The sequence below is a fragment of the Mycobacterium sp. 134 genome (genome assembly GCF_048282715.1).
Taxonomy (GTDB): Bacteria; Actinomycetota; Actinomycetes; order Mycobacteriales; family Mycobacteriaceae; genus Mycobacterium; species Mycobacterium septicum.
In genome coordinates, this window is record NZ_JBLVUN010000008.1 from 5,889,197 (window position 1) to 5,910,029 (window position 20,833).

A 20,833-nucleotide genomic window follows, 5' to 3' on the forward strand; every position below is an offset into this window, starting at 1 on the left:
GTCGAGGCTGCACGCGGCTACTGCACGCTGTAGCCGCCGTCGACGACGAAGGCCGAGCCCGTGCAGTACGACGCACTCCGGGTGCACAGAAACAAGATGGCATCGGCGATCTCGGTGGGAATTCCGAAGCGGCCCAGTGGAATGTGGTCAACCTGCGCCTGCTTCACCTCGGGCACGTAGTCCATCGGGGCAGTCATCCGTGTCTCGATCACCCCGGGTGCCACAGCGTTGACCCGGATCCCGTCAACCGCCCATTGAGCCGCCAGGTTACGAGTCAGCGACAGCACACCCGCCTTGGCCGCGCCATAACCGGGCACCATTGCCACAGCACGAATTGCCGCCATCGACGCCAGCATCACCACGCTGGCCCCGCCGGCAGCCGTCGAACTCTTGAGGGCGCCGTGCAGCGCTGTCGTCAGCCGGAAAGGGGCCAGAAGATTGACGTTCACCGAGGCCTCGAAGCCCGGGGCCGTCGACTCGTCGAGGCCGCCCGGGAAGTTGGCGCCGGCGTTGTTGACGAGGATGTCCAGAGTCGAGAATTCGGCGGCCAGCTCACCGGTTCCGTCCACATCCGTCACGTCGAGCTGCCGATAGGACAGGCCGTCGAGTTCCACCGCGTAGTGGGAGGGCTCGGGTTTGGTACCCGTGACGGTCACCTCGGCGCCGGCGTCGCGCAACCGCAGCGCCGTTGCGTGCCCGATACCGCTGGTGCCACCGGTGATCAGCGCGGTAGCACCGGTGAAGTCGAAGGTCAGGTCGTTCGTCAAGACAGCTCCTTGATTCGTTCCCGCAGCCAGGCGGATTCCCAGAAGTTGGTGCTCTCTTCGAGCAGGAGTTCGTGTGCACCGCGCAGAACCGCGGCCGCCCCGGCGTGGTCCTCCTGGACGGTGGCGACCATCTCGGCGAGCCGGATCGAGTTCACCGGGTCACCGTCCTCCAGCAGTGCACGGGCCCGGTCCACCAGCGCATCGGCGCCGGCGAGTTCGATCAGATGTGCTGAAACCGGTTCCACGGCATCGGGATAGAGCTCGGCGGTCGATTGGTGGTGGAACCAGCCGGCGTAGTTCTCCCAGATCGCGCGGACGTTCCAGCTCACCTTGCCATAGCCCTGTCCGACTTCCAGCTCGGGCGGTAACTGCACCTCACGCATCAGGGTGCGGACGTCCTTGCCCTGGTTCATGCCGGCCACGGTCTCGTCGTGGATGAAGGCCACAGCGTCGCGAAGCCTGCCCAGTTCCCAGTCGATCCGTTCGCGACCTGTGATGGGCCCGAAGTGACCGGTCAGCAGAACTTCGGCTCCGAGTGCCCGGACGCGCTCAATCGAATCGATGACGGTCAGCGCGTCGCGATAGCGGTCGCCGCGCATGGTCACCAGGTTCGGAATGTGGCCGAACAGCGCCCCGAAGACGTTGCCGCACAGGCAGACCTTCTCGTCGGGCAGCCACACCACCAGGCTGTCCGTTGTCTCTCCGCCGGGAGTGGCGAGCAGTTCCAGGCGCCGGTCGCCCAACGACAACTCGAGTCGGTCCTCGACGGTGATCGTCGGGGTTGGCACGCCTTGAGGAGGCGGCGATCCGCCGAAGCGCTTGGTCGAGTAGGCAATGGCGGACATCACCTTTTCGAGCCAAGCGAACGATGAGTTCGCGGTTCGAAAGGGTGCCAGCAGTTCGTTGTCCCGTCGCCACGTCATCCAGTCGGCGTGCGCGATGACCTCTGTGTCGGGGTCGCTCAGTACGTCGATGCCGCCCACGTGGTCGACGTGTCCCTGGGTGAGGATGACGTAGCGGATCGGTGTCGAATCGACCGCGTCGTAGTTCGACCGGTGCACTTGTGCTTCGAATCCCATGCCGGTGTTGACGACGATCCGGCCTTCACTGGTCGGGATGAGGAAGGAGTTCGACAGTCCCGGAGACCACCAGATGCCGGGGACTACCTCCTGTGCCGCGGGGGTATTCGCACCGACGATCGAGTCGGCCCCTGGGCGGCTGCGGTAGATCGGCTCGAAATCGCTCATCATTGTTCCTTCCTGACGTCGAAACGCTCGAAGTAGAAGTCGAACCGGGAACGGATGTCCTCGGGTGAGCGGCCGAAGTCGCGTTCGAGTTCGTAGCGCATCCGTCCGTGCTTTCCGCGCGGGTTGCTGTCGAGATAGGCGCCAAATGCAGCCTTGGCGTCACCGGTCACGTCGGTACCGTTGTATCCGTAGAGTTTTTCGAGGATGGTCAGCTCCTTTCCGTTGAGGTCGTGAAAGGCGATGTCGAGGCTCTGATTCGCCGGGATGAGATCGCGGTCTCGCACGCAGGCGCGCAGTAGTGTCTCGACACGATCGGTCCAGTAGTCGACCAGAGACTCAGGGTCGACGTCGTGGCGGCGGATGCGGTCGCCGTAGGCCAACATGGTCACCGCCGACTGGATGACCGCAACCGGATCCCGGTGGGTGAAGGCCAACGTGGCGTCCGGGAACGTGTTGATCAACGGGCCCAACTGCTCACAGTGTTGTGGGGACTTCAGCACCCAGGTGCGTGGTCCTCGCAGGAAGGTCAGCGCCTTGAGGGTCGTACGCAGGTACGCGTAGTGCTTGTTCTGATCCAGTCCGTAATAGAAATCGCGCCACGAGGGCACCCGCGCGTGCCATTCCAGGACATAACTGGCAAAGTCGAGGTCCAACAGCTCGACTTCCTCTTCGATGGCCGCGGGAAACCGGTCGTGCATCGCCTGGAGCAGCGGGACCATGACCTGTGCCCCTTGGTGTTCCGCGGCACAGCGGGCATATCGGGGATCCGTTCCATCGACGGCAGGCCCCTCCCCTCGCAGCGGGAAGGGTTCCTGGGACTCCCAGTACGGCAGCGCTCGCCGACGACGGTCCGCGGCGATGAGATTGACCAGGTGGGTCGTCCCCGAACGAGGAAGTCCGACGACGATGATGGGGCGTTCGATCTCGATGTCGTGGATCTCGGGATGCTTGTGCAGCAGATCGGTGAGCAGCAGGCGTTGAGTGAGCAGCCGAACAATTCTCTGGCGCAAGTTGATTCGATTGAGGTTCGTGTTCCCCTCGTCTGCGTCGATCGCCGCCGCATACATGTCGAGACGGGGCCGAAAGTCATCGGACCCGAAATCGCTGACACCGGCCCGCTCCCTTGCCTCATCGATCAAGGCATCGGGGGAAAGATCAACGGATAGATCGGCGACCTGGTCCAGAACTGCTTGCTGCGTTGCTGTCAGACGCGGCGAGACCAGATCGTCGACTGTGGTTTCCAGCATGGTCGATACGCCTCCACGTATTGCGATGTCGAATATTCGTTATATGCTTCCGAATATATGAACGAGAAGTTAGGCCCGTCTGCGCCTGCGGGTCAAGACCTGTCACCCCCGACCACCAGGGTGGTGGACATCGTCGAATTGCTGTTGCAACGTCCCACCGAGCCGCCTACGTTGGCCGAAATATGCCGTGAGCTGGATGTGAGCCGGTCGACCGGCCACGCGATCATGCACACGTTGTGCGCTCGGCAGTGGGTCTCGCGTGACCCACTCAGCGGGAGGTTCTCCTTGGGACCCGCACTCTCGGGCCTCGGAGGTCCCGATGGAATGCCGTCCCGTTCACTGCGTGAGCCACTTCAGCGCATGTGCGCCTCGCTCGGCATGCCGATGTGCATTTCCGCACTCCACGACCGCACCATCGTCGTCGTCGAGTCCGCCGCCGCACCCGGAACCCGTGCACCCGTGCCCGCCGGTGTGCGACTCCCGTTCGTCGCCCCCTTCGGACGCGAATTCGTCGCCTGGGCACCCGTGTCCGAACGCGCTGACTGGCTCGCTGCAACAGGTTCGGTCAACCAAGCCTTTCGCAGGCGAATCAGTCAGGTCCTGGATGAGATTCGAGTCCGGGGCTACGGCGTCGAACGCCTCAGCGATCCACTCCTGCAAGTGTTCACCGCCCTGAAGGCACTCGACAACGGCTCGCCACCCGGGCCGTTGTCCACTCGTCTGGCCGCCGCCGTGGCAGATCTGACCGTGGTCGATCAGCTAGCGACTGACGAACCGGATGCGACACCGCTGGCAACCATCTCAGCTCCGATCTTCGACGACACCGGCACGGTCGTCATGACGGTCTCGGCGCAGCCGTACCGGACGCTCAACCCTCAGGAGCTCGAAGCGGTCGGCGCCGGCGTGGTCACGTTCGCACGCGATGTCGAGACATTGTGCCGCTCAACGGAACATCGGCAACCGGCGCCCGTCATCCGCTCCTAACGTTCAACTATGACTGAAGCCTCTGACCTGACCGCGACCATCACCGAGACGGTGAACCGGTACTTGCACCTGATAGCAACGGGCACTGCCGACCAGATCCTCGAGCTCTTCGCCGAAGGAGCCGGCGTCGAGGACCCGGTGGGCACGACACCTCGCGTGGGATCGACCGAGATCCGAGAGTTTTTCGCATCCTTGGGGGCGCTCGAACGCACAACCACGCTTCAGTCGCTGCGTGTCTGTGGGCGAGAAGCCGCGTTCCAGTTCCGGATTGCCTTCGATGCCGGCGACGGCCCGCTGCACCTCGAACCGATCGACATCATGACCTTCGACGTAGACGGCAAGATCACCTCGGTCAGGTCATTCTTCTCCGCATCGGACATCAAGGCAGCAGAATGACCGTACCGATTCTTCGTTTCAATTTCGCCTCACCCGACGGCGATCCGGCCACGAGACACGAGATCATATCGGCTGCAATGGAACTGGCCGAGTGGGGTGACCGGCGCGGCGTCGCTGCCGTCAGCATCGATGAACACCACGTCACCGGGCACGGTTGGAGCAGCAACCCGGTCATGGCGGCGGCCATGTTCCTGCAGCGCACCGAGAACCTGTTTCTCAGCATCGACTGCGCACTGGGACCGCTCTGGAACCCCGTCCGGCTGGCTGAAGACATCGCATTCGTCGACACCGTGAGCGGAGGACGGTTGCACACGACTGTCGGCTTGGGATATCGCGAGGTCGAATACGGTGCGCTGGGTGTGGATTTCAGCCAGCGCGCGCCCTTGATGGACCACCTTTTGCGCACCATGCTGGCGGCGTGGTCCGGCTCACCGATCGTGGAGCACGACCCGACTGCGCGCCTGGCGTCTGCCACCTGGTCCAAGCCACATCCGCCGCTCTACGTCGGCGGCGGAGTACGTGCAACCGCACGCCGCGCCGTACGGTTCGGGCTGGGGCTCAGCTTGCCGGCACATCAGCCAGATCTGGCTCGGTACTACCAAGAGCTATGCGGGCAGGCCGGTATCGAGCCGCTGCTGATCATGCCTGCACCCGTCAATCGCGGCATGGTCTACCTCTGCGAGGATCCGGACAAGGCCTGGCACGAGTTCGGGAGCCACATTCTTTGGGAAGCGGTGACCTATGGTGCTTGGTCTCGCGATCGCGCGTTGTCATCGATGCACCTGCCGGGCGTTCAAAGCCTCGAGGAAGTGCGGTCATCGGGCCGGTACCGCTTCTTGACACCGGACCAACTCGTCGCCGAAGTTCGCGATTGCCCTGACTACGGAGCGCTGGTCCTGCACCCCCTCGTCGGCGGCATGCCGATCGACGAAGCGTGGAACTCACTGCAGCTGCTGACCGACGACGTGTTGCCGCGGTTGGCCTGACGTTCATACCGGCCGGACTAGATGCCGAGCACCTCACGCGCTCGATGGCGTCGGACGCCGAGTAACTGCACGGGCCCGCCATTGCTGGTCGCGCAACGAATTGGTCTCCCGATCAGCGGTCACCGTCACTTTCGATGTCGCGCGGTGCCGCCAGACTCGCACAAGCGAGATCATGAAATGCCTTTTAGGAGACGATAATGCTGACCGATGAACGGCGCCTCGAGCTGTCCGACATCCTGCGCCCCGCCGCACCTCCTCGCGAGATCACGGATGTATACACCGACGACCAGAAGCAGAGGCTCCTCGAAGTCGTACGGACTCAAGGGCCGTGGAACCTCATCATCGCGCAGCACTTCGCGTCGGCAGACGAGTTGATGGCCACCATGAGCGGAGCGTTCCCCGAGGGTTTCACCCCGTCACTGGATCTCTTCCTCACACCGACGTTCCGCGGTCATCTGGCCAGCCACGGGACAGTTCTCTATCCCGAACTGCACGACTGCTTCTATAACGCGGGCTTCGTCGAGCACGCCAAGAAGTACTGGAATGCCCAGTACGCCAAGCCCGAGATGATGTTGTTCAACATCAACGGCCCGTGCGCCAACCGCGACCCCGGTCACCTGGACTCCCCCAGCTTCCGTGGGGTCCGCTATGAGAACGCCCCCACCTGGTTGTGCAGCGTGATGGGCAAGTCTGGCCTGTTCAACGACTACCTGATCAAGATGGCCCAGGTCATCACGTGGTTCTCCCTGGATGAGGGCTCCGGCTTCACCTACTGGCCCGACGGCCCACTCAAGCCGCCCGCCCGGGTACTGCCGCCCATCAACAACCGCGCCGTCGTCGTGCAGAACGAGATGATGGTGCACCGCGGAGAGGCCAACGGCCCACTGGACCAACAGGTTCCGGCTGGCCTGGCATTCGACACCGTGTTCACCGGCGACCCAGAAGACCGCGACCAGTGGCTGCTGAAGAACGGTGAGGACGTCATCGCGCGCCACCACACCGACGAACTCCGGTTCCTCGTGCACTGGTCAGCCGAGGTTTTCTCCGACTACGAAGAACTCAAGAAGAACATGGACGGCTCCGACGACATCACCATCGAACGGGCCATCGGCATGATGGTCGACGACCTCAAGGGCAAGGGCATCAAGCTCGACGTGCCCGGCGAACCGCTGCACGATCCACAGTTCATCGGCGCCCTGAATGCCGCCTACGACGTCGGTGGGCCTAGCAGCTATCCGGACGAAGCTCCGCTGTCCGCATTCCAATTCGCCTGAGCTCGAGGAGAACCTGATGGATCGTTTCTCAGACCGTCGTGTCATCGTCACGGGCGCGGGCTCCGGGATCGGCGCGGCCACCGTGGCCCGGCTGCTCGACGAAGGCGCAACCGTTGTCGCTTACGACATCTCCGCCGACGGCCTGGCGGCGACCACCGCTGCCGCCGAAGGCGCGGGCACCGCAAAGCGGCTCACCACGGCCATCCTCGACATCTCCCGCGAGAACGACGTGATCGCGGCGGTGGACGAGGCTGCGGCTGAGCTCGGCGGGCTTGAGGTACTGGTCAATGTGGCTGCCATGCAGACGTGTTCGCACACCCACGAGACCACCCTCGACGACTGGAACCGCACCCTGGCGGTCAACCTCACCGGCACCTTCCTGATGACCCGCCAGGCACTCCCAGCACTACTGGAGTCTCGGCGAGGTGTCGTAGTCAACTTCACTTCCACCGCTGCGACGTTCGCCCACCCCTATATGGCGGCGTACGCAGCCAGCAAGGGCGGGATCCTCAGCTTCACCCACTCCCTGGCACTGGAGTACTCCAAGCAGGGCCTGCGGGCGGTCAACATCCAACCCGGTGGCGTGTCGACGGCATTGGCCAACAGCACCCTGGAAAAGATGCCGGAGGGCTACGACCTCGGACTGTGGGCCAAGCAGACGCCCTTGTTGCACGGCACCGAAAGCGAAATACTCGGCGATCCAAGCGCTGTCGCATCAGTGATCGCCATGGTCGCCTCCGACGACGGTGCGTTCATCACCGGCACCGAGATCCGCCTCGACGGCGGCGCGCACGCCTGACCGGCGAAGGGAACAACAGCATGGATGTCGATCGTCTGAAGATGTTGTGGGATGAACGCAACGTCGAGCGGGCACTCAACCTATTTGCCCGCGCCATGGACGATCGCGACTGGGCGACGATGGCCGAGATTCTCGCCGAACACGCCGAAGGCGACTTCGGGACGGGACGCCTATCGGGCGCCGCCTCGATCATCGAGATGATTCGTGGTTTTCTCGACGGTTGTGGCCCCACCCAGCATCTGCTGGGCAACGTCGTCATCGACGTCGTCGGGGACACAGCAACCAGCAGGGCATTCATCCGCGATGTTCACCTGAACTCAGGCGCCGACCCGTCGACGCGCTTCTACACGATGGGCGACTACCACGACACCTGGCGGCGAAACGACGACGGCCGCTGGCGTATCACCGAACGGATCAAGGTCAACCGTGCGTACGTCGGGCCGCTGGAAATCTTTGGTAGTTAACTGATTTACGTCCAGACGAGCTGTAGGTCAGACCTGTTCCGACAGAATCGGCAACGCCCCGACAACCACCTGCATACCAACCCGCAACGTGGCTCGCAGGCCGGCGAAGTCACCGTCTGCAACCCAGTACATATACGCGTGCCGGCACACCTGGATTACCAACTGTGCCGGTAATTCTCGCGTACTCGGGCTGCTACCCAGGTCAAACCGGGCAGCCAAGAACTCGGTAATCGGGCCGATGAGGTCCTGCCCCCAGTCCAACCAGCGCAGCCGGTACTGGGGGTCGTTGACCACCAGTGCCATGAACGTGCGGTCGAATTCGACTGTTCCCCGCTTAGGAACTTCGGTGCTGAACGCCTCGACCAAGGCCTCGACTGCACTCCGCTCCGGAGCAGCGTGCGCAAGCATGTCGATGCTCAGGGTGCCGAATCGGCGAAACAACGGTAAGACGACATCCTCTTTCACCGGAAAGTGCCGGTGAAACGTGCGCGGAGCGATGCCCGCGGCGGTACAGATCCGGTCCACAGTGACCGAGGTCGAACCTTCCGCGAGGAAGAGATCGCGCGCGGCCAGCGCGATATCAAATCGAAGCTCCTCGGCGCGCCGTTCGGTCAGCGTCGTCGGCTTGTTTACCACCTGCATAATGCGACTCCTCTGACCAGCGCGTTTGATGGTAACCCAGAGCCGCGTCCAATCCAGCCCTGAGACGGTGCACCTCCCGATCAGCGGGATTCACCCGGTGACCGAGGTCCCCTCAAACCTACTATCGGTTTGGCAGATTCTGCCACCCATGCAGAATCTGCCACCAGCGGCGCCCATCGCCCCGCGCATGCTGCCGCACCGGAGATCGCAACACTCTGAGGAGGAACCCGTGACAACCCAACCCGACGAAATCACCGCCGAGGACAACGAACTCAACTATGACGACTACACCCACGACTTCATGGGCAAGGTCGGGAACATCCAAGACTTCTCGCGCGACTTCCTTCTCGGTCTGGCCAGGGTGTTCGAAGATGTCTTGAACTTCGTCCCCTACGCCCACGTCAAGATCTATTCGGAGAAGGTCGGCATCAACGCCGCCATGGACGTCGCCGCCGGCGTCTCACGGGCGGGGATGCGCCAGGTCATGCCAATGGGACGTTTCATCGCCCCTCCGGGCTGGGACTGGAAAAACGCCCAGTACCAGGCCATCCCCTTCGATACTCAGACCGAAGACCTGACAAAGCCGGCGTTGATCCGCTTGATCAAGACCTACTGGGACCAATATCTCAAGGGCCACAACTATTTCATCGACCAGTGGACGAAGATCATCCCCGAGGAGGAGGTTTGGTTGGGCCTGCCCGACATGTACCAGCTCATCATCGACTACCAGTACCCGAAGCTCGCGAAGGTCTTCAAGATCGAACCCGTGCACGTCGTGGATTTCCTGAAGCTTGCGGTATTGAGCATCGACGGAACCTTGGGCTACGGCGGCGAGTACATCGTGTACAACCCCGATCACGTTGTCCTGAACATGCGCCGCTGTGAGGTGCTCCAGAAGTACACCGACGAGGGTCTCTATCCACCAGCCCGGGCATGGATGAACTGCACTTTCGAGCAACGCATCTCAGCGCCATTCTTTCCAGGCTGCAAGCTCGCCATCAATCTTCCACCCAAGGACTTCAAGTTCGCCGACGGCGAGCCTTTCTGTGTCTGGACCTACACGAGAGGAGAAGAGAACCACGCAGCCGCGGCCGCCGCGCCAGATCCCCGAGCCAGTGCGATGAAGAAGATCCCGATCATGCCGGCGTCGTCCATTTAGGGCACATCGGGGTGACCCAGTCGCTGCTGGCGATTCGGCGGCTGGGTCACTTTGCGGTGCAACATCGGTCACGAACAACCTCGATTTGGGCTGTCCGGTCAGCGAGAACAACTGCGCTCAATCAGCCGAGCAGGGCTTAGCCTTCTCGTTGCCAAGGCCTCTGAGTACCGAAGGAGTGGCCAGTGTTGCAGAGTCTCTCCGCTCCCGAATTGGCGAACCGGACAACGAAATTTCAGGTCAGGCGAGCAGAACGGCGTGACCGGATCATCGCCGCGGCAACGGAACTGGCCTCCCAGGGCTACGATGCGTGCCAGATCCGTTCAGTCGCCACGGTGGCGGGCATGTCGGCCAGCACTGTGTACCAATACTTCCCATCGAAGGACGACCTGCTGCTCGCGTGCTTTCACGAATGGCTATGGGATTTCGAAACGGAGTATCGCGGCGTCGCCGGCGAAGCGGATCCGTTTCAGCGCCTGCTGCGGGTGGCCCTGACGCTGACCGACAGACTGTGCTCATCGTCGCAGTTTGCCGAGGCCATGATTCGCCCCTACCTGTATGCCGACGGCGCCGCCGCGATCCAAGCCGACCAGGTGAGACGGCTGACTGTCCGGATCTTCATCGGTTCCGTCGGAGAAGGTGAATCGGACGCGAGGAAGATCGGGGCCGCCGAGATACTCTCCGATGTCTGGATGTCCAACGTCGCGGCCTTCGCTCAGCGTCGGATTGCCCTGGGGGAACTGACGGAACAGCTTGCCCGTACCGTCAGCCTCCTGAAGGGATAGCCGCCGGATTTCCGAGTTTCACTAAGTCTCGTCGACCACCTGTAGCGCTCCCGAACACACCGCGTCGACAATGGAACCGCTCAAGGCCGAGCACGCCAGGAACAGACCTCGTCCACCGTTGCCGACCAACTGAGCTGCGGTGCAACGCTCTTCACAACGCTCCAGGGCGGCAGCGGTCCACTGAACGCTGGTCTGGTTCCAACTGCTCTTGCGCACCTCGACGCCGGCGTCGCAACGTGCGCACATCACCGGCGCCATCGGCGCATCGTCGAGGCGATTATCCGGGCGCACAGACATTCTCACCCCACCGGGCCGGCGTCCGCGGTCCGGGCAGCCAGATTGGCTTCGACTTCCCTCATCCAGGCCTCGTACGGGCGGGTGGTGTCCAGCTCGAACTCGAAGCGGTCCACCATGTCCGGCGCGACGTCCGCCGCATCGACATAGAACTGCTCGTACCAGCGCCTCAGCTGATACACCGGGCCGTCCTCTTCGACCAGCAGCGGATTGTCGATCCTGGTCTTGTTACGCCAGATCTCGACGTCCTGCTCGAATCCCATCTTGACGAAGTCACCTAGCGCGATCGCCGTCTGCATGGCGAGATCTTCCGGCATGGCCGCATTCTTCTCCACCACGATGCCGTACTGCAGCACAAACGAATTGGCGTCGATGGGGTAATGACAGTTGATCAACACCGTGCGTTGGTCGAAGTCCTGGTAGTGGTAGGTCAGGTCATCGATCATGAACGAGGGACCGTGATAGGCGGCCAGCGAGGTCGTGCCGAGCAGCTTGGATCCCTCGGGATCGCCGAGGTCTGGCCGACCGGCGCTCTTCATGTACTGGGTCGCGACGTAGCCCTCGAAGATGTTCTTGAAATGCGTGGGAAGCGAACCGTGGATGTAGAAGAAGTGCGCCATGTCGACGACATTGTCGATGATCTCGCGGCAGTTGGTGTTGACCACCGTGGTGTACCAGTGCCAGTCGGTCCAACCGTCACTGGTTGCTCCCTCGATGCGCGGAATCGTCACGTCCCCCGGCGGCATCTTGCGCTCGGGGTCGTTCCAGACGAACAGCATGCCGTCCTGCTGCATTGTGGGCCAGGCTGCCGTACGGGCCAATCGCGGTGTGCGCCGGCTGTAGGGCACCGATTTGCAGCGGCCATCTCCACCCCAGCGCCAATCGTGGAACGGGCAGGCGATCTCGTTGCCCTTCACAGTCCCCTGCGACAGGTCTCCCCCCATGTGCCGGCAGTAACCGTCGAGCACATTGATGGCGCCATCCTCGCCTTGGAACACCACCAACTTCTGCCCGAAAGCATTGATCTGGTGCGGTTGACCATCACCGAAATCACGAACCAACCCCAGGCAGTGCCAGCCGCGGGCGAACCTGGTGGGTACCGAACCGGCCTCGATCAACCGAATTTCCTCGGCATCTGAGTGCGTCGTCATGTTGCAGGCCATCCTTCGATCAGTGAATTCCTTGGCTGTTGAGCCCCATTGAAGTGCGATGACGGGCAGACGGGAAGGTCAGTGTTCCGCTCATCAGGAGACAAGAATCAACTTTGTCGGTTGTCGACCTATCGTCTTCGGTCGTGACCGCCACCAGCCACAAGACCATTCCCGCCGGACTGACCGTTGCCGCCACCGACGTCGATCTTCTCGTCGTCGGATCCGGTACCGGTCTGGCCGCCGCCCTGGCAGCCCACGAGCATGGGTTGTCCGTCCTCGTCGTCGAGAAGTCCTCTTACGTAGGAGGTTCGACAGCGCGATCCGGTGGCGCGCTCTGGCTGCCTGCGAGCCAGGTGATCGAGGACTGCGGCGGCAACGACCCTGCGCCGCGCGCGCGCACGTATCTGGAGTCGGTCGTCGCGGATTCTGCGCCGCGGGAGCGCGCCGCGGCATACCTGGACAACCTGCCGGCGACGGTCGACATGCTGCGCCGCACAACACCCATGAAGCTGTTCTGGGCCAAGGAATACTCCGACTATCACCCCGAGGCGCCCGGCGGGTCGGCGGCCGGACGCACCTGCGAATGCCGCCCGCTCGACACCGCGATCCTCGGCGAGTACCTGGCTGATTTGCGACCAGGAGTGATGGAAGTCAGCATCCCCATGCCGACCACCGGCGCCGATTACCGCTGGCTGAACCTGATGAGCCGGGTGCCCCGCAAGGGTCTGCCCACCGTGCTCAAGCGACTGGCGCAGGGCCTCGGCGGCCTGGCCCTCGGGAGGCGTTACGCCGCCGGCGGGCAGGCGCTGGCGGCGGGATTGTTCGCGGGCGCGATCCGCGCCGGGATCCCCATCTGGCTCGACACGTCACTCACCGAACTGGTCACCGAGGGTGGCCGAGTCACCGGAGCCGTCGTCGAACACGGAGGGAAGCGATTCGTCGTCAGTGCCCGGCGCGGCGTCGTACTGGCAGCCGGTGGATTCGACCACGACATGGAAATGCGTCGTAAGTTCCAATCCGATTCTCTCGGAAGTAATTTCAGCCTGGGCGCGGAATCCAATACCGGGGACGCCATCCGGCTCGGACAGGATGCAGGTGCCGATATCGCCCTGATGGACCAGTCATGGTGGTTCCCCGCCGTAGCACCGCTACCAGGAGCTGCCCCAGCGGTGATGCTTGCCGAGCGGTCACTGCCCGGGTCGTTCATCGTCGACCACAACGGCCGCCGGTTCGCAAACGAATCGGCCGACTACATGAGCTTTGGGCAACGCGTTCTCCAGCTCGAAGCGTCGGGCACTCCGGTGGAAGACATGTGGATCGTCTTCGATCAGCAGTACCGCAACAGCTACGTCTTCGCCGCCGAACTGTTTCCCCGTATGCCCATTCCGCAGGCTTGGTATGACGCCGGAATCGCTACCAAGGCAGACAGTTTCGCGGAATTGGCGTCAAAGATGCAGGTTCCGGTCGATGAGTTCTCCGCCACCGTGACGCGTTTCAACGAAAACGCCTTCGCCGGAGAGGATCCCGACTTCGAGCGGGGTCGCAGCGCGTACGACCGCTACTACGGCGATCCCACGATCACCCCGAACCCGAACCTGCGGCCGCTGGTCAAAGGCCCGTTCTACGCCGTCAAGATGGTGCTCAGCGACCTCGGTACGTGCGGCGGTCTGCGAGCCGACGACCGTGCTCGCGTACTTCGCGAAGACGGCACCGCCATCGACGGGCTCTACGCAATCGGAAACACCGCCGCCAACGCCTTCGGGCACACCTACCCGGGTGCCGGCGCGACCATCGCACAAGGGTTGGTCTACGGCTACATCGCAGCACGCGACGCGGCGGGCAGGTAGGCGCGGCAGATCGCCGGCGAACGGAGGTCAGTCGGCGCCTTCGGCGTCGGCTTTCCTCTCGATTTCATACCAGTACGCCGGATCTGGCCAAGGGATCTTGGCGCCTTCACCAACTTTCGGGAAGTTGGCCTCAGCCTCATCGAGGTCCTTGATCAGTTGCAGCGTGAGTTCCCGCTCGGACGCGTAGTAGCGATCCGCCCAATCCAGCGCGATCTTGGCATATGCCCACGCCGGATCGGCCGCGGACCAACGGGCTTCCTTGGCGGCGTCGCGTTGCATCCCATCGACATAGGCCAGGTGCTCCTGGAGCATCTGCTTCAGCGTGGCGGGGTCGCTCAGGTGGCCCATCGTCACCCGCATGAGCGCTGGGTGCTTCAACGACGGAGGATCCGGCGGCGTCTCCCGCGCCCATTGTGTGACGGCGTCCAGACCCGACTGAGTGATCTTGTACAGGCGTCGGTTTCGCGTACCGGTGCCGTCCACTCGCGACGTCAGGTAGCCCATTTTTTCGAGCTTCTTGAGGTCCGAGTAGATCTGGCTGAAGGCTGGGCTGCCGTAGTAGAAACGCATACTCCAGCCGAGCCATTTGCGGATGTCGTACCCGGAGAGTTCCTGCTCGTAGGACAGCAACCCGAGTAGTGCCCAGCTGTTGGCGGCCAGCGCCGGCTTGGCTGTCTGCTCGGGGTCATCCATGGCCCAAGGGTAACAATCCAGGTCACGCGGCCGATCTCGATGAACCGCTGGCCGGGAGACTACGTTGCCCCGACCCACTCACCTCGACGAATCTGGTTGACGACACGAGATGAGGGAGACGCAGCGATGGGACTTCAGGACACCGCGACACTCGGCACACCACCCCGGCGACCAGGCCCCAAGGACATGCGCGCCGTACTCGGACACTTCTGCACCGGTATCGCGGTAATCACTGGTCAGGATGGCCAGCGGCCGCTGGGCTTCACCTGCCAGTCGGTCACATCGGTGTCGCTCGATCCGCCCTATGTGTCGTTCTGCCCGTCCCTCGGATCGTCAACCTGGCCGCTGATTCGCGCCGGCGGTCGAATGTGCATCAACATCCTGGCCGATACTCAGGAAGCGGTATGCGCGCAGTTCGCACGCAGCGCGGAAGACAAGTTCGCGGGCATCGAGTGGAGCCCAGCCGCCAACGGAACCCCGCAACTGCACGGAACGCTCGCGACCATCGAGGCCGATTTGGAGTTCGAACACGGAGCCGGAGACCACACCATCGCCGTGGTCCACGTGACGGCACTGGAAGCTCACGGTGGGCAGCCGTTGCTGTTCTACCGTGGCGATTACGGGGGCTTCGCTGACCGGCGGCTCGATCCGGTAACCGGGTAAGTGAAGGCATGTCCCTCGACAGCGAGACCGAAGTCCCGGAAACGCTTTACGCGTCCCTCACCGAATCTGTTCGTCGACTCGTCGACGCAACCATCCGCAGCCAGGCCGACCGCGACACGATCACGTCCGCCAAGGCCAAGATCGACGCCGCCGCCAACGAGCTCAGCCAGTCACTGATCCCAGGCTCCTTCGGAGTCCAACAAACTCTCAACGGGCAATCCCTCGCGTGGGGAAACGCCGTCATCGGCCTACGCAATGCCTTGGCGCCCCCGGTGGTGGTCCACCACGAATCCGACGGCAGAGTCTGGGCCGATGTAACGCTGGGCGCAGCCTACGAAGGTCCCGCAGGCCATGTACACGGAGGAATATGCGCCCTGCTTCTCGACCACATCCTCGGCGCCACGGCCCACAAACCCGGCCGGCCGGCCGTGACCGGCACCCTGACGCTTCGCTATGAAGCGGGGACTCGGCTCGGCCCTGTTCGCGCCGAGGCGCGGATCGACCGTACCGAGGGAGTGAAGACGTTCGCCGTAGGACACCTAGAGACCGCGGACGGCATCACGGTCCGCGCAGAGGGCGTCTTCATTCATCCGCGGCTGTCATCGGCGCACGGGATGCAGTCTCAGGACGACGCACCTTAATATCGCCGGGTGACCACGCCGGCGGGCTGCAGCGCAGGCTCGGGACCACTGACGCCGTGGTGATCGGCCTCGGATCGATGGTGGGGGCGGGCATTTTCGCCGCCCTGGCCCCCGCGGCGGCCGCGGCCGGAAGTGGGCTGCTCATCGGCCTCGCCGTCGCCGCCGTCGTCGCCTACTGCAATGCGGCGTCCTCGGCACGGCTGGCAGCGCGCTACCCGCAGTCCGGCGGCACCTACGTATACGGGCGCGAACGGCTCGGCGAGTTCTGGGGCTACACGGCCGGGTGGAGCTTCATCGTCGGCAAGACCGCGTCGTGCGCGGCGATGGCGCTGACGGTCGGGTTGTACGTGTGGCCGCAGTGGGCGCACGCGGTGGCGGTCGCCGCGGTGGTGGCTCTGACGGCGGTGAACTACGCCGGAATCCAGAAGTCGGCATTGCTGACCCGCGCTATCGTCGCGTGCGTGCTGGCGGTTCTGGCCGCGGTGGTGGTGATCATCGCCGGATCCGGCGCCGCCGACCCAGCCCGCCTGGGTATCGGCGACGACGTCGGCGCCGGTGGCGTACTTCAGGCCGCGGGCCTGCTGTTCTTCGCGTTCGCCGGGTACGCCCGGATCGCCACCCTGGGGGAAGAGGTCCGCGACCCGGCCCGCACCATTCCGCGCGCGATCCCGATCGCACTGGGTATCGCGCTGGTGATCTACGCCGTGGTGGCGGTCGCCGTGCTGTCGGTGCTCGGCGGACCCGGGCTGGCGTCCGCCCCCGCGCCGCTGGCCAACGCGGTGGCCGCGGCCGGCGCGCCAGGGTGGCAGCCGGTGGTGCGGGCCGGGGCCGCGGTGGCAGCACTCGGCTCCCTGCTGGCCCTGATCCTCGGGGTCTCGCGCACCACCCTGGCGATGGCCCGTGACCACCACCTGCCACACGGGCTGGCCGCGGTGCATCCCCGGTTCGCCGTCCCGCACCGGGCCGAGGTGGCGGTCGGCATCGCGGTGGCAGTGCTGGCCGCGGTGGCGGATCTCCGTGGGGCGATAGGGTTTTCATCGTTCGCGGTGCTGCTGTACTACGCGATCGCCAACGTGTCGGCGTGGACGCTGCGGACCGAGAACCGGTGGTCCCGCGTGGTTCCGGCCGTCGGCCTGATCGGCTGCCTGGTGCTGGCGTTCTCGCTGCCCCTTGCCTCCGTGCTCGCCGGGCTGGCGGTGGTGGCCATCGGTGCGGCGATCTACGCGGTGAGGTCGTACACGTAGCGACTGGTCGGCACCGAGTCCAGGTTCTCGTGCGCCCCGAAGCGGGTGACGCTCTCGATCATCAGGGTGAGCCGCCGCCGGAGTTCGGCGTCGTCGCCACCGCTGCCGTAGAAGGCATGCATATCGGTCATTGCCGCCATCGGGAACAGTTCCTCGACCACCGCGTCGACCCGGTCGTTCCCGAGAACCGTTCGCAGGACACGGTTCTGGACGTAGCCGAAGGTCGACTGGGTCTCGATGGCCACATCGGTGTGCAGCCCCTGCCAGATGCGCAGCCATTCCGCGCCTTCCAGGTCCGCCGGGATTCGCAGGAACCCGATCTGGGCGAGGGCCGGAGCACGGACGCCGTCGGCCGTGTCCGGCGGAACCAATGGGGTCCGCTCCTCGACCTCCCAGCCCGCGCACCGCTCGGACAGCCCGGACAGCACCGCCGAGATGTCGCCGGGCTCCACCTCGGTCCAGACGGTCACCACCGCGGGAACCGGGGAATCGAACGTCGTGATGCGCAGCGTCGCCGGCGCGACGTCGGCGTCGTCCACGTTGACCTGCAGCCTGCTCGCACCTGCCGCCCGCATCGTCTCGCGGAACTCAGCGGTCCGCAGGGCGGTGGCGAGCCCCGGGCCCCACAGGGCATAAATGAACTTCTCAGCCATAACTAGATTGAATTTCAGGCGTGCTTCGCCGCGGGCACTTCGCTCAGCATGACCCCGCCGGCCTTCAACCACGCGCCGACCGTGCGCGGCGCGTCCCGGTTGGGGTTGTAGACGTCTTCCTCGCTGGAGAACAGGTTGTCCCCGGCGTAGACGAGACGGGTGACGTTGGGGAAGCCGAATTCCCGTCCGGGCTCGGTCGGGTGATCCAGGACGTTCAGGATCTCCATCACGACGGCGCCGTTTTCCTCGTCGAAGGCCACCCAGGTGTGTGGGAAGCGCATGTGCGGGAACGGCGCCATGGTGGCGGTGATCCACTCCCTGACCGCCTCGCGGCCTTCGAAGACGCCGTAGGCGTGCTCGATGTAGGTGACGTCCTCGGTGAACAGGTCCGCGAACGGAGCCCAGTCGCCCGTCTTCGAGCAGACCTCGACGGTCTTGGTGTAGTGGTCGAGCGCGCCGGCCAGCTCATCACGGGTGAATTTCGGCATGTCGAGCCCCTCTCCACGGAACTAGAATGAATTTCAGTTTTGGCTGAGGTTACAGCGCAAGCGGACTGTGTTCTAGTGTGAATTCGCCATCGACAGGAAGAAGCAGCATTGCCGAGGATCGGGGAACCACGCCCCGCGGCGGAGCCCAATTCGGAGCTCCAGCAGGAGCGGCGTGAGGCAATCCTGCGCGCAGCCGGTGTGCTGGGCGCGCTGCGACCGGCCGAGCAGGTCCAGATGCAGGAGGTCGCGAAGTCGGCAGGAGTGGCGCTGGGCACGCTGTACCGGTACTTCCCATCCAAGACGCACCTGTTCCTTGCCGTGATGGCCGACCGGGTCGAGGGGATGCAGGACGGTATCCATCGCCGGTCCACCCCATCGGGGACGGCGGCCGACCGGGTCTTCGACGTACTGGAGCGGGCCACCCGCACGATGCTGCGCCAACCTCACCTGAGCGCCGCGATGCTCAACTCCCTCAACGCTGCCGATGGGGCCGTGGTCGCCGAAGTGGGCAGGATCGATCAGCTGGTACGCACCATGCTCCTGGACGCCTCCGGCGTCAACGACCCAAGCCCACAACAGATCTCGCTGGTGCGTCTCGTCCAGCAGACCTGGCACGGGATCCTGCAGTCCAGCCTGAACGGGCGCATGTCCGTCGCCGAGGCGCAGGACAGTCTCAAGACGGCCTGCGCGCTTCTGCTCGCGCCGTTATGACCCACCCTGTTCGTCCGCGCGGTTGCGGAATGCCTCCACCGCGGTCGGCAGGGTGGGAAAGATCCGCTCGGCGCCGATGCGGTCGAGAAAGCCCGCTGCCACCAGGTCGTCGCGCAGATCGGACTTGACCCGGGCCATCGCGAACACGATGCCCCGCGCGGTCAGCTCACTGCGCAAATGCTCCAGAGCATCGACGGCCGTCAGGTCCGGATCGACGTTGGCTTCGGCGTTGTAGACGAACCATTCGACCTTGCCCGGGGCGTTCTCCACCGCGGCGAATGCGCGTTCCCGGAAATCCTCCGCGTTGGCGAAGAACAGCGGGGCGTCGTAGCGGTAGACCACCAGCCCCGGAACCAGCTGGGCCTCCGGATAGTCGTCGACGTCGTGCATCCCGGCGATCCCGGGGACATAGCCGAGCACGCTGTCGTGCGGGCGGGCGATGCGCCGCAGCGCGTCCATGAGTGACAGGGCGATCGCCACCAGCACCCCGTAGAGCACGCCGAGGCCCAGTACCGCGACCGTGGTGGCCACCGCCAGAATCAGCTCGCTGCGCCGGAAGCGGGCCAGCCGCCGGAACTCCGCCACGTCGATCAGCCGCAGGGCGGCGTAGACCACGAGCGCACCCAGGGCGGCCATCGGGAAGTTCTCCAGCAGATCGCGGCCGGCCAGCATGACCAGCAGGACCGTCGCGAGCATCACCAACGAGTACAGCTGCGTCCGGCTGCCCACGGTGTCGCCCAGTGCGGTCCGGCTGCCGCTGGAGCTGACCGGAAAACCTTGCGTGACACCCGTTGTCAGGTTGCACACACCCAGCGCCCGCAGTTCTGCGTTGGCATCGATGGTCTCCCCCTTGCGCGCCGCGAAGGTGCGTGCCGTCAGGGCGTTGTCGGAGAACGCGACCACCGCGATGCCCACCGCCGGGATCACCAGGGCCGCCAGCTCCGTCATTCCGACCGGCGGAAGGGCAGGTTTCGGCAACCCGGCCGGGATGCCGCCGACCACCCGAATTCCCTTGCTGTCCAAGGAGAACAGCCACACCACAGCGGTCGCGGCCAGCACCGCGACCAGCGGGCCGGGGAACCGCGGCGAGATCCGGTACAGCACGAGCAGCAGCACCAGAACCGTCACCGACAGCGCGACCGTGGGTACGTGCACCGATTCGATGCCGCTGACGAAAGAGCGGACCTGATCGACGAACTCGTCTCCGGTGACCTCGATCCCGCTGATCTTCCCGAGTTGGCCGCTGATCATGATGACGGCCACACCGGTCATGTAGCCGACCAGGACGGGGCGCGACAGCAGGTCGGCCAGGAACCCGAGCCGGCACAGACCGGCCACCAGGCAGACCGCCCCCACCAGCAGTGCCAGCACCGCTGACAGCGCCGCGTAGCGCGCCGGGTCGACGATGGCCAATGGAGCCAGCGCCGTGGCCGTCATCAGGGCCGTGGTGGATTCCGGCCCGACCGACAATTGCCGGGAAGAACCCAGCAGTGCGTAGACCGCCATCGGAACCAGCGCTGCCCACAACCCCGCGACCGGCGGCAGGCCGGCCACGGTCGCATAGGCCATCACCTGGGGCACCAGGTACGCCGCTACCGTCACCCCGGCCAGGACGTCGCTGCGCAGCCAGGACCGCCGGTAGCCGGTGAACTGCGCCAGTCCGGGGACCCACGTTTGGCGTGCGCGACCAACGCTCATGGT

General features: G+C 64.5%; 23 protein-coding genes. 13 read left to right on the top strand and 10 right to left on the bottom strand.

The genetic code is table 11. The features are described from left to right. Window positions 1-17: 17 nt before the first annotated feature. The 3 genes from ACNQVK_RS33120 to ACNQVK_RS33130 are packed head-to-tail and all read right to left on the bottom strand — an operon-like array spanning window position 18 to window position 3,261. On the bottom strand, window positions 18-767 hold the full coding sequence (locus ACNQVK_RS33120; protein WP_418032917.1) for an SDR family NAD(P)-dependent oxidoreductase: 750 nt from the start codon (window positions 765-767) through the stop codon (window positions 18-20). Continuing rightward, window positions 764-2,014, bottom strand: coding sequence for an MBL fold metallo-hydrolase (locus ACNQVK_RS33125; RefSeq protein ID WP_418032919.1), 1,251 nt, complete (start codon window positions 2,012-2,014; stop codon window positions 764-766). Before ACNQVK_RS33125 ends, ACNQVK_RS33120 begins: the two co-directional genes overlap by 4 nt. After that, window positions 2,014-3,261, bottom strand: coding sequence for a sulfotransferase family protein (locus ACNQVK_RS33130; protein ID WP_418032921.1), 1,248 nt, complete (start codon window positions 3,259-3,261; stop codon window positions 2,014-2,016). The genes ACNQVK_RS33125 and ACNQVK_RS33130 overlap by 1 nt, the downstream gene beginning before the upstream one ends. A gap of 57 nt (window positions 3,262-3,318) precedes the next feature. Between ACNQVK_RS33130 and ACNQVK_RS33135 the strand changes: the two genes are divergently transcribed. From ACNQVK_RS33135 to ACNQVK_RS33160, 6 genes are all read left to right on the top strand, one after another. Continuing rightward, window positions 3,319-4,245, top strand: coding sequence for a helix-turn-helix domain-containing protein (locus ACNQVK_RS33135; protein WP_418032923.1), 927 nt, complete (start codon window positions 3,319-3,321; stop codon window positions 4,243-4,245). A 9-nt stretch (window positions 4,246-4,254) separates the two neighbouring features. After that, window positions 4,255-4,641, top strand: a complete 387-nt coding sequence (locus tag ACNQVK_RS33140; protein ID WP_409551159.1) for a nuclear transport factor 2 family protein — start codon at window positions 4,255-4,257, stop codon at window positions 4,639-4,641. Next, window positions 4,638-5,627 carry an LLM class flavin-dependent oxidoreductase gene (locus tag ACNQVK_RS33145; RefSeq protein WP_409551158.1) on the top strand — a complete coding sequence of 330 codons (990 nt, stop codon included), beginning with the start codon at window positions 4,638-4,640 and terminating at the stop codon, window positions 5,625-5,627. The genes ACNQVK_RS33140 and ACNQVK_RS33145 overlap by 4 nt, the downstream gene beginning before the upstream one ends. A gap of 197 nt (window positions 5,628-5,824) precedes the next feature. Further along, window positions 5,825-6,901 carry a hypothetical protein gene (locus ACNQVK_RS33150; protein WP_418032925.1) on the top strand — a complete coding sequence of 359 codons (1,077 nt, stop codon included), beginning with the start codon at window positions 5,825-5,827 and terminating at the stop codon, window positions 6,899-6,901. Window positions 6,902-6,917: 16 nt separating this feature from the next. After that, window positions 6,918-7,700: an SDR family NAD(P)-dependent oxidoreductase gene (locus ACNQVK_RS33155; RefSeq protein WP_418032927.1), complete on the top strand. Its 783-nt coding sequence runs from the start codon at window positions 6,918-6,920 to the stop codon at window positions 7,698-7,700. Window positions 7,701-7,720: 20 nt separating this feature from the next. Further along, window positions 7,721-8,164 (top strand): nuclear transport factor 2 family protein, encoded by a 444-nt coding sequence (locus tag ACNQVK_RS33160; RefSeq protein WP_418032929.1) that lies wholly within the window; start codon window positions 7,721-7,723, stop codon window positions 8,162-8,164. Between the two features lie 27 nt (window positions 8,165-8,191). Here ACNQVK_RS33160 and ACNQVK_RS33165 read toward each other — a convergent pair whose 3' ends face one another. Then, window positions 8,192-8,806, bottom strand: coding sequence for a TetR/AcrR family transcriptional regulator (locus ACNQVK_RS33165; RefSeq protein WP_418032931.1), 615 nt, complete (start codon window positions 8,804-8,806; stop codon window positions 8,192-8,194). A gap of 229 nt (window positions 8,807-9,035) precedes the next feature. Here ACNQVK_RS33165 and ACNQVK_RS33170 point away from each other — a divergent pair, with 229 nt between their 5' ends. Together ACNQVK_RS33170 and ACNQVK_RS33175 are read left to right on the top strand one after the other, a co-directional pair. Then, the gene (locus ACNQVK_RS33170; protein ID WP_418032933.1) at window positions 9,036-9,965 is read left to right on the top strand and encodes a hypothetical protein; all 930 of its coding nucleotides are present in this window, start codon (window positions 9,036-9,038) and stop codon (window positions 9,963-9,965) included. Window positions 9,966-10,147: 182 nt separating this feature from the next. Then, window positions 10,148-10,747, top strand: a complete 600-nt coding sequence (locus ACNQVK_RS33175) for a TetR family transcriptional regulator (protein WP_418032935.1) — start codon at window positions 10,148-10,150, stop codon at window positions 10,745-10,747. A 21-nt stretch (window positions 10,748-10,768) separates the two neighbouring features. Here ACNQVK_RS33175 and ACNQVK_RS33180 read toward each other — a convergent pair whose 3' ends face one another. After that, window positions 10,769-11,044: a ferredoxin gene (locus tag ACNQVK_RS33180; RefSeq protein ID WP_418032937.1), complete on the bottom strand. Its 276-nt coding sequence runs from the start codon at window positions 11,042-11,044 to the stop codon at window positions 10,769-10,771. Between the two features lie 2 nt (window positions 11,045-11,046). Then, the gene (locus tag ACNQVK_RS33185) at window positions 11,047-12,192 is read right to left on the bottom strand and encodes a Rieske 2Fe-2S domain-containing protein (RefSeq protein ID WP_418032939.1); all 1,146 of its coding nucleotides are present in this window, start codon (window positions 12,190-12,192) and stop codon (window positions 11,047-11,049) included. A 143-nt stretch (window positions 12,193-12,335) separates the two neighbouring features. On the opposite strand from ACNQVK_RS33185, the gene ACNQVK_RS33190 reads away from it, so the two are divergent. Beyond that, window positions 12,336-14,039 (top strand): 3-ketosteroid-delta-1-dehydrogenase, encoded by a 1,704-nt coding sequence (locus tag ACNQVK_RS33190; RefSeq protein ID WP_418032941.1) that lies wholly within the window; start codon window positions 12,336-12,338, stop codon window positions 14,037-14,039. A gap of 27 nt (window positions 14,040-14,066) precedes the next feature. Here the strand turns inward: ACNQVK_RS33190 and ACNQVK_RS33195 are convergent, their stop codons facing one another. Beyond that, the gene (locus ACNQVK_RS33195; RefSeq protein WP_409551150.1) at window positions 14,067-14,732 is read right to left on the bottom strand and encodes a PadR family transcriptional regulator; all 666 of its coding nucleotides are present in this window, start codon (window positions 14,730-14,732) and stop codon (window positions 14,067-14,069) included. 126 nt (window positions 14,733-14,858) lie between these two features. On the opposite strand from ACNQVK_RS33195, the gene ACNQVK_RS33200 reads away from it, so the two are divergent. The 3 genes from ACNQVK_RS33200 (at window position 14,859) to ACNQVK_RS33210 (ending at window position 17,280) form a co-directional block, all read left to right on the top strand. Continuing rightward, window positions 14,859-15,395 (top strand): flavin reductase family protein, encoded by a 537-nt coding sequence (locus tag ACNQVK_RS33200; RefSeq protein WP_418032943.1) that lies wholly within the window; start codon window positions 14,859-14,861, stop codon window positions 15,393-15,395. Between the two features lie 8 nt (window positions 15,396-15,403). Next, entirely contained in the window at window positions 15,404-16,036 is a 633-nt protein-coding gene (locus ACNQVK_RS33205; RefSeq protein ID WP_418032945.1) for a PaaI family thioesterase, read from the top strand. Between the two features lie 77 nt (window positions 16,037-16,113). Further along, window positions 16,114-17,280 (top strand): APC family permease, encoded by a 1,167-nt coding sequence (locus ACNQVK_RS33210; RefSeq protein WP_418034481.1) that lies wholly within the window; start codon window positions 16,114-16,116, stop codon window positions 17,278-17,280. On the opposite strand, the gene ACNQVK_RS33215 is transcribed toward ACNQVK_RS33210, so the two are convergent. Both ACNQVK_RS33215 and ACNQVK_RS33220 read right to left on the bottom strand, forming a co-directional pair. Then, a complete protein-coding gene (locus tag ACNQVK_RS33215) occupies window positions 17,256-17,933 on the bottom strand; it encodes a hypothetical protein (protein WP_418032947.1) in 678 nt (225 codons plus the stop codon). The genes ACNQVK_RS33210 and ACNQVK_RS33215 overlap by 25 nt on opposite strands. Window positions 17,934-17,947: 14 nt before the next feature. Further along, on the bottom strand, window positions 17,948-18,421 hold the full coding sequence (locus ACNQVK_RS33220) for a nuclear transport factor 2 family protein (protein WP_418032949.1): 474 nt from the start codon (window positions 18,419-18,421) through the stop codon (window positions 17,948-17,950). Window positions 18,422-18,529: 108 nt separating this feature from the next. Here ACNQVK_RS33220 and ACNQVK_RS33225 point away from each other — a divergent pair, with 108 nt between their 5' ends. Continuing rightward, complete coding sequence (locus ACNQVK_RS33225; protein ID WP_418032951.1) at window positions 18,530-19,132, top strand: TetR family transcriptional regulator; 603 nt, start codon at window positions 18,530-18,532, stop codon at window positions 19,130-19,132. On the opposite strand, the gene ACNQVK_RS33230 is transcribed toward ACNQVK_RS33225, so the two are convergent. Further along, window positions 19,127-20,830 carry a SulP family inorganic anion transporter gene (locus ACNQVK_RS33230; protein WP_418032953.1) on the bottom strand — a complete coding sequence of 568 codons (1,704 nt, stop codon included), beginning with the start codon at window positions 20,828-20,830 and terminating at the stop codon, window positions 19,127-19,129. The genes ACNQVK_RS33225 and ACNQVK_RS33230 overlap by 6 nt on opposite strands. Window positions 20,831-20,833 lie beyond the last annotated feature (3 nt).

What these genes read in the sequence shown, in the direction of transcription:
- ACNQVK_RS33125 (WP_418032919.1), bottom strand. Translation starts at nt 2,014, where the DNA reads ATGAGCGATTTCGAGCCGATCTACCGCAGCCGCCCAGGGGCCGACTCG.
- ACNQVK_RS33130 (WP_418032921.1), bottom strand. Translation starts at nt 3,261, where the DNA reads ATGCTGGAAACCACAGTCGACGATCTGGTCTCGCCGCGTCTGACAGCA.
- ACNQVK_RS33135 (WP_418032923.1), top strand. Translation starts at nt 3,319, where the DNA reads ATGAACGAGAAGTTAGGCCCGTCTGCGCCTGCGGGTCAAGACCTGTCA.
- ACNQVK_RS33140 (WP_409551159.1), top strand. Translation starts at nt 4,255, where the DNA reads ATGACTGAAGCCTCTGACCTGACCGCGACCATCACCGAGACGGTGAAC.
- ACNQVK_RS33145 (WP_409551158.1), top strand. Translation starts at nt 4,638, where the DNA reads ATGACCGTACCGATTCTTCGTTTCAATTTCGCCTCACCCGACGGCGAT.
- ACNQVK_RS33150 (WP_418032925.1), top strand. Translation starts at nt 5,825, where the DNA reads ATGCTGACCGATGAACGGCGCCTCGAGCTGTCCGACATCCTGCGCCCC.
- ACNQVK_RS33155 (WP_418032927.1), top strand. Translation starts at nt 6,918, where the DNA reads ATGGATCGTTTCTCAGACCGTCGTGTCATCGTCACGGGCGCGGGCTCC.
- ACNQVK_RS33160 (WP_418032929.1), top strand. Translation starts at nt 7,721, where the DNA reads ATGGATGTCGATCGTCTGAAGATGTTGTGGGATGAACGCAACGTCGAG.
- ACNQVK_RS33165 (WP_418032931.1), bottom strand. Translation starts at nt 8,806, where the DNA reads ATGCAGGTGGTAAACAAGCCGACGACGCTGACCGAACGGCGCGCCGAG.
- ACNQVK_RS33180 (WP_418032937.1), bottom strand. Translation starts at nt 11,044, where the DNA reads ATGTCTGTGCGCCCGGATAATCGCCTCGACGATGCGCCGATGGCGCCG.
- ACNQVK_RS33185 (WP_418032939.1), bottom strand. Translation starts at nt 12,192, where the DNA reads ATGACGACGCACTCAGATGCCGAGGAAATTCGGTTGATCGAGGCCGGT.
- ACNQVK_RS33195 (WP_409551150.1), bottom strand. Translation starts at nt 14,732, where the DNA reads ATGGATGACCCCGAGCAGACAGCCAAGCCGGCGCTGGCCGCCAACAGC.
- ACNQVK_RS33200 (WP_418032943.1), top strand. Translation starts at nt 14,859, where the DNA reads ATGGGACTTCAGGACACCGCGACACTCGGCACACCACCCCGGCGACCA.
- ACNQVK_RS33205 (WP_418032945.1), top strand. Translation starts at nt 15,404, where the DNA reads ATGTCCCTCGACAGCGAGACCGAAGTCCCGGAAACGCTTTACGCGTCC.
- ACNQVK_RS33210 (WP_418034481.1), top strand. Translation starts at nt 16,114, where the DNA reads ATGGTGGGGGCGGGCATTTTCGCCGCCCTGGCCCCCGCGGCGGCCGCG.
- ACNQVK_RS33215 (WP_418032947.1), bottom strand. Translation starts at nt 17,933, where the DNA reads ATGGCTGAGAAGTTCATTTATGCCCTGTGGGGCCCGGGGCTCGCCACC.
- ACNQVK_RS33220 (WP_418032949.1), bottom strand. Translation starts at nt 18,421, where the DNA reads ATGCCGAAATTCACCCGTGATGAGCTGGCCGGCGCGCTCGACCACTAC.
- ACNQVK_RS33230 (WP_418032953.1), bottom strand. Translation starts at nt 20,830, where the DNA reads ATGAGCGTTGGTCGCGCACGCCAAACGTGGGTCCCCGGACTGGCGCAG.